Origin of the sequence: Lactobacillus delbrueckii subsp. delbrueckii DSM 20074 = JCM 1012, from assembly GCF_001433875.1 — a bacterium.
GTDB lineage: Bacteria > Bacillota > Bacilli > Lactobacillales > Lactobacillaceae > Lactobacillus > Lactobacillus delbrueckii.
In genome coordinates this window covers 6,214-13,357 of sequence record NZ_AZCR01000042.1, presented here as the reverse complement: position 1 = coordinate 13,357, position 7,144 = coordinate 6,214, and the positions used below count along the sequence as shown (strand labels likewise).

The following is a 7,144-nucleotide window of genomic DNA, read 5'->3' as shown; positions in this document are numbered from 1 at the left end:
GTGTTCCTTGTTGGTGATCGGGTAGCCTTCATTGTTTGAGACGACTTCCAGGTCGCTGATCTGGATTTCGTAGCCGAAGTGGGACCGGGCGTCTTCATGGATGATCCCGGTGAGGTAGAAGCTTGCTTCCTGGCGCAGGCCCTTAGCTGCTTCAAAAACTTCCTCACTGACATCGTTCTTGCGGACAACGCCTTGGAAGAAGGCCGTACCGTCTCTTAATTGCAGGAAGACGATCTTCCCGCTGGACCGCTTGTCGGTCAGCCAGACGTGCATTCTGACTTCTTCGTCAACGTGCTTGGCTGATTCTCTGATTGAAATCAATTCTGTCATTCTTTTAATTCCACCTTATTTTTATAACTCTATCCATGATAGCAGATTTTTACCTGATCTTCTATAACTTATCGACCAGAGACAGGAGCTGGCCATCCTTGAACTTGTAGATGGCATAGCAGTAGCTGCCGTCTGCGTTGACTGCCGTGACTTCCCAGACGGCCTGCTTTTGATACCAGCCTAGGTTGACTTCCTTGATGGCCTTTTTTGGGTAAGACTTCTGAAAGCTGGATTTGACCGTGCTTTCGCTGACGCCGTCACTAGCTGAATAATAGTAGGCCTTATGTTTACCCGGCAGGTAGATGAAGTAAGCCGCCTTACCCTTACTGGTTTTCCCGCTGGCTGAATATGACTTGACGCCCCGGCTCAAATGGTAGTACTTGTCAATTTGCTTCATGGAAGTCCGCTTGACCAGCTTGGCGACTTTCTCTTTCTGCTGACTGTACGGCTTGGCTGCCTTAGCAACAACCGCCACTGTTCCCGCGTAAAGCAAAAACAGGAAGAAGACCAGCCAGGCCAGATACTGCAAGACATTTTTGACTCTTTCGTTAAGCATTTTTCCTCTCGAACTTCAACTTCTTTTTTAACTCACTCGCTTTAACCCTTTGCACCGGAGCCGGCAGGCTGGACCTAAAGGCCGGGCCATAACTCTTGGTCCAGATCCGGGGATCCAGGATCAAAAACTGCCCATGATCATCCTCGCCCCGGATCAAGCGGCCGCATCCCTGCCGCAGGCGGAGAACCGCCCGGGGCAAAGAGTCCTCTTGAAAGACATCCCAGCCTCTTTGGGCCAGGTAGTGCTGCCTGAGGCTAACCTCCGGCAGGTCTGGGGACTCAAATGGCAGGCGGGTCGCGATAACCAGGTCAATCCCGCAATTGTGGAAGTCCACCCCTTCCCAGAAGCTATCCGCCCCCAGCAAGATTGACTGTTCAGCGATGACAAAGCGGCGGGTGATCCGCTCATTTGACCCCGTCAAGCCCTGGGCCAGGAGCTCATAGTCCTTAACCCGGGGATCATTCAGCAGTTCAAAGTAGAGCTGCTTGATCAAGTCCAGATTGGTAAACAGGCACAAAACGTGCTTTTGCCCGCTTAAGTCCTTGGTCAGGATATTTTTCAATTCTTCCAAAAAACGCGGGCTGTCTGGTTCCGGCTGCCCCTCGTCCATGGCCAGAATCTCCAGATGGTCAGCCATGGGGAAGCTGGCCTTGCCCTTGTAGCAGGAGACACCCAAATTTGGCAGGGCCAGGAACTGCTTGGCAAAGGCAAAATTGCCGTCATTAGTTATTGTCGCACTGATCATGCTGATATGGTCAAAGCGGTCGTAAATTTTATGCAATTCTTCAGAACTGTCCAGGCTGAGCCAGTGGAGGTTGCTGCTGAGAGCATCTTCGGGGTTGGTCACGTTGACCACGAAGCCCAAATGATCCAAGAGCGACTGGTTCAAGAGGTCAGACAGCTGGTAGCTCTTTCCCGTGTAGAATTCCAGCAGGTCGACCTGGTCATTCAATTCTTCCAGCAAAGATTCCTCATCAGTTAAAAAGCGGTCCTTTTCCTGCTCCAGCAAGTAGCGGATCTGGTTGGTATGGATCCGGACCTGCTCCAATTGCTGCTGAAACTGTCTAAGAAGTGGCCGGAACTGAGAGTTTTCCGGGAAGAGATCCTGGCCCTGGATGGTCAGCTGCAGGCTCTTGTTGGGCAAAACAACCTGGCTGATCGCCTGCCCCTTGTGCTGGTAGAGGTACTTTTGCATTCGGTTCAAGCTGTGAATCAAGTCCAGGCTTTCCTGGTCCAAGAGGTCCAGCATGAACTGCAGCTGGACATTTTCCTCGCTTTGTCTGAGCAGGTTATTGTCCGTAAAGTAGAGCAAATTGCGCAGGTGGCTGATGCTGCCCCAAATTGCTTCCAAGCGCAGGGAGTCCATCCGGGCCGTCTGCAGGTTTTCGCTGAAGCGGTGGGCTTCGTCAATTACCAGGTAAGGATTCTGCCCCCAGATGGAGTCCATGTAGTGGTTGACCAGGTAGGCGTGGTTAGTCACCAAAATGTTGGCCTGCTCCTGCCGGCGGCGGGCCAGGTTCCAGAAGTCAACGCTGGCAAACTGGCTGGCCACCCGGGCATCCCCCGGGTGCTTGAGCTGGTTAAAAATCGGCAGCTGCTGGCTGGTCAGCTGCAATTCATCCATGTCCCCAGTTGTCGTTTCTGTCAGCCAGACCAGGATCTGCATCTGCAAGAGCAAGGTCGCCTTGTTGGGCGAATTCTGGTAGAGAGTCTGGGCAAAACCGTCTAAATCCAGGTAGTGGCTGCTGGACTTGACCATTTCCGCGTTTAAGCCAAGGCCCGTAACCCGCAGGAGCTGGGGAATTTCCTGGTCTAGGAGCTGCTGCTGGAGGACCTTGGTCGGTGTAGCAATTACTAATTTTTTGCCGGAATAGAGCTGGTAGGCGTAGGCGAAAAGGTAGGCAAAAGTCTTCCCTGTCCCGTTTGGCGCTTCAGCCAGCATGACCCTTTGCCCGGCATCTTCGACAAAGTCGTGCAAGCGGTCGATTAGGTCCACTTGGGCTTGCCGGTAATTGATCTTGCCTTTAAAAAGCTTGCGTTTGTCCGTGTCTTTAACTGGAAAATGCCCATTTTCCCCATGTTCAACCGCCGGAATCTCCTGCCTCTTTAAGACCAGGTTGCGGACCTGCATCTTGTCTTTGGGCAGTTTGCGCCTGCTTTGCCGGGACCGGTCAGCAATCACCTTGATCACGTCCCCCGTGTCCCGGATAAGGCCACTGGCCAAAGAGCCCAGAACATTCAAAGTTGCCTGGGGCAAAGAAGCCAGCTTGTCGATGATCTTCAAGAGCAAGACGGCTGTCCCATAGGCGTCAGAATCCGCCTTGTGGGGGTTGGCGTGCTTGATCTCCAGACTGGCCGTCAAGTCCCGCAACTTGTAAGAAGGCAGGGTCGGAAAGGCGATCTTGGCCAGTTCAACCGTGTCAACCGCCTTGCAGGTCAAGGGCTCAAAGCCGGCATTGGTCAATTCGTAGTTCAAGAAAGGAAAGTCGAAATTGACGTTATGGGCCACGAAAACCGTATCCTGCAGGATCTCGCGGATCTTCGGGGCATAGTGCTTGAAATCAGCCTGGCCGGCCACCATCTTCTGGTCGATACCGGTCAAATTGGTCACGGCCAGGGGAATTTTCCGGTGGGGGTTCATCATGAAGGAATAAGTTTTAACCACTTCACCATCTTTGACTATGGCGCAGCCAAACTGGATGATCCGGTCCCCCTCTTCCTTGCGCGTCCCGGTCGTTTCCAAGTCAACGACCGCGAAGCTTTCGCCGGCAAAAAAATCCACAATTTTCCGCTCCTTTCACTCCTAAAAACTTCTAATCAACTTCAACAATTTCCCGGCAGCTCAAAAGCACCAGGTACTTTTTCAAAACAGGCAGCCGGCCAGATTCATTCAAGGCCCGCTCATAAAGGTGCAACTGGCCCTGGTACTTCTCTTTCAGCTTCTGAATTGCTTCCTCCTGCTTACGCGGGTTCACGTGGTCAGTCTTGTAGTCAAATAAAATGATACCATTCTCCGCTTCATAATAGCCATCGATTGTCCCGTGAACCAAAATTTTTCCTGGAAAATCGCTGAAATCCTTAAATAAAGTCTTCGGCGACAGGATGGTGGCAAAATTTTCCTCCCGGTGGAGGCGGTCAGGCTGCTGGTAAAAGTCTTTGGCAAAGTCGCTCTTGACAAACCAGGACAAGGCTTCCCGGTCCAGCTTACTGGCCAAGGTCTGGCTCAGCCGGCCCTTTTCCACCAGGTCGGCAATGCAGCTGTCAATGGCATCCTTGTCGCCTTTGGCATAGTCATAATACTGCAAGACCAGGTGGCTGGCTGTCCCCAGTTCAGCTGAGCTGACCGTATTTTGGAAGAGGAAGTCAGGTTCAGTATCGATCGGCTGCAGGTAGCGGTTGGCTGACTGCAGTTCCGAAATGTGGGAGTCAGCCAGTTCGTCTTCGATCGGGTCGCCAAAAGCCTTCTTGATTTCAGACACCGCCTGGTAGGCCGTGGTCCGGCTGGCATCCAAGTAAGGATAGCCACCCTGGCTGAAGGCATAGAGCTTTTCTGCCTGCTTAAAGACGGCTGCTTCATCTTCCGTCAAGTCTGCCCCGCTGGCCGCCACGGCCTCACTATCCGGCAATTGGGCCTGGTCTTTCTTGGGGTCAAAGTGGACAAAGACCAGACTGCCTTCTTGGCCTGTCGCCAGGTCGCTGACGGCTTTTTCACCCAGCCGCTTCACCTGCTTGGCGCGGGCTAAAGCCGGGGCTAAAAAGTCCAGGGGCTTGGCTACCTTCATCTTATCCAAAAGGGGCAGGCGGCCAGCAGAAATTTCCTTGGCCCACTTCTCTTCCAAGCCCGCCAGGTCGGTTCCGGCTGGCAGCTTGATATTTGCCGCCAAAATCAGCTTCTGCTTGGCCCGGGTCAAAGCTACGTAAAGCAGGCGGGCTTCTTCTTCCAGCAACTTCTGCTTTTTGGCAATCTTCAGCCAGGCATTAGCCAAAGTATCTGCCCGGTATTCCGCTTCATCAAAAGGATAGGCAAAGGACAGGCCCAGGCCGCTGGCATCTAAGACATAGCTGCCGGTAATGTCTTGCTGGTAATTGTAGCGGTGCTCCAGGCCCAAGACAAAGACGACCGGGAATTCCAGCCCCTTTGAGGCATGGATGGTCATCAGCTTGACTGAGTTGCCGGCATTTTCGCTCAGGATCGGCTGGGCCAGGTCCTTCTGGTTTTTCCGCATTCTGGCAATAAAGTTGATGAACTGGTAAAGATCCTTGAAGCCCGAACTTTCGTAGGCGCTGGCTCTTTCGTACAAGGCAGTCAAGTTGAGCCGGCGCTGCTGGCCGTTAGTCATGGCCGTCACGATTTCCAAAAAGCTGGTCCGCTCGTAAATGGTCCAGAGCAGTTCTGAAATCCGGTGGCTCAAGGAAAAGTCGCGAAGGTACTGCAATTGGGCCAAAAAGTCCCGGCAGCGGGCAGCCAGATCTGTATCTTTTTTAGCATAAGTTCTTAAAGCCGTGTAGAAGCTGACGCTCTTGTTGACCAGGCGGATTTCGGCCAGATCTGAACTGGAGAAGTTAAAAATCGGAGACCGCAAAACCGCCACCAGGGGAATATCCTGGTCCGGGTTGTCGATGATCTTCAAGTAGGACATGATGACCGTCAATTCAAAAGTCTGGAAGTAGTTCTGGACATCCATGACAAAGAGCGGGATCCCGTAGCGGTCAAATTCCTGCTTGATGTCCAGGTTGCTGGTATTGGACCGGGTTAAGATGGCGATGTCCCCATAGCTGACCGGCCGGGTCTGCCCGGTCTTCGGGTCAAAAATTGGCGTCTGGTCAGCGATCAGCTTCTGAATCCGGCTGATGACCATGGCTAAATCGCCCTGGTTCAATTCCCCGTCATCATCTGTTGCAGATGAATCTTCCTGGTAGAGGACTTCTGTTTCAGTCGGCAGGGCCGCCTCTGGGTCATAGCCAGCCGCGAATTTCAGCTGCCCTTCTTTTTGGTAGTCAATCCCCCCGAAATCCTTGGTTAAGAGGCTGTCAAAGATCAAGTTAACAGCTTGGGTGACCGGCTGGCTGGAGCGGAAGTTTTCGGCAAAAATAATCCGCTGCTTGTCAGCCGAATTTTCCTGGCCATATTCATCATATTTGGCGATAAACAGGCTGGGTTCCGCCTGGCGGAATCCGTAGATTGACTGCTTGACGTCCCCGACCATGAAGAGGTTGTTCTTCCCCGCTTTTTTCAGCCGCTGGATCAAGCCGTCTTGCAGGGCGTTGGTGTCCTGGTATTCATCGACCATGATTTCCTTGAAGCGGCTTTGGTAGTAGGCCCGGGCCAGGTCAGAGTTTGAACTGTCCTGGGTCAGAATTTCATAGGCCAACTGCTCCATGTCGCTGAAGTCCAGGACCCGGTCAGCCCGCTTCAATTCGTTAAAGCGGTCAATAAAGGCCAGTTCAACTTCCGCTGCCGCGGAGGCGATTTCTGCCCCCTTGGCTAAGAGGGCCTTCTGGTCAGCATTGCTGCTTGCGTAAAAACTGGTATAGACATTAAAGACCAGCTGCTTGCAAGCTTCTTTAACCTCCTTTGCCTCCTCGACAAAGTCGGCGATCTCCTTGTTAGTCCGCAGGGTCCCGTCAAACTGGCAGGCCGCCAGCAGCTCTCTTTGCCGGTCAAAGGGATCATCTGTGGCCAGGCTCTCCCGGTAGCTGGCCAGACTGGTGGCAAAAGCCGTAAAAGCTGGCTGGTACTTGGCAAACTTTTCATGGTCAAAGTCGGCTTCGGCCATCAAAGCCCTCAGCTTGGCCGCCAGGTTGGAAAATTCTTCCTCCAGGTAAGGCTTGATTTTCTCCTGCCAGAGGGCGCTGTCAACGACGTCGCTGGTCTCCAGCTGGTAAGGGGCAGCCAGCTTTTGCAGCCAAGCCCGGTAGTTGGGCCGGGCCATGGCAAACTGGTATAAATCCAAAAGCAAGTCTCTGGCTGAATTGGCGTCGCTGTCGCCGGCAAAGGCATCATAGAGGGCCAGGAAACGGTCTTTTTTCTCTTGGCTCTCATTTTGCAGGTAGCTGTTTTCGACATCCCTCAAGGCTCTTTCCTTTAAAAGCTCAATCTGGGTGGCGTCAGTCAAAATGCTGAAGTCCGGGTCGATGTCGATCGCGAAGTAAAAGCGGCGGATGACGTCCAAACAGAAAGAGTCGATCGTGGAAATAATCGCGGTATCGATTTCAGCCAGCTGCCGGCGCAAAAAGTCGGCCTGGCTGGCATCTGTT

The 7,144-nt window shown here is 53.0% G+C and carries 4 protein-coding genes; all 4 read right to left on the bottom strand.

The genetic code is table 11. The features are described 5' to 3' along the window. Positions 1 to 330, bottom strand: a 330-nt coding sequence (locus FD23_RS06270) for an OB-fold nucleic acid binding domain-containing protein (protein WP_236743902.1), incomplete at its 3' end; no start/stop codon positions are given. Positions 331 to 391: 61 nt separating this feature from the next. Then, positions 392 to 886 carry a hypothetical protein gene (locus tag FD23_RS06265; RefSeq protein ID WP_052933651.1) on the bottom strand — a complete coding sequence of 165 codons (495 nt, stop codon included), beginning with the start codon at positions 884 to 886 and terminating at the stop codon, positions 392 to 394. Then, positions 879 to 3,671 (bottom strand): helicase C-terminal domain-containing protein, encoded by a 2,793-nt coding sequence (locus FD23_RS06260; RefSeq protein ID WP_025896044.1) that lies wholly within the window; start codon positions 3,669 to 3,671, stop codon positions 879 to 881. The genes FD23_RS06265 and FD23_RS06260 overlap by 8 nt, the downstream gene beginning before the upstream one ends. Before the next feature lie 28 nt (positions 3,672 to 3,699). Then, positions 3,700 to 7,144, bottom strand: a 3,445-nt coding sequence (addA, locus tag FD23_RS06255) for a helicase-exonuclease AddAB subunit AddA (protein WP_236743901.1), incomplete at its 5' end; no start/stop codon positions are given.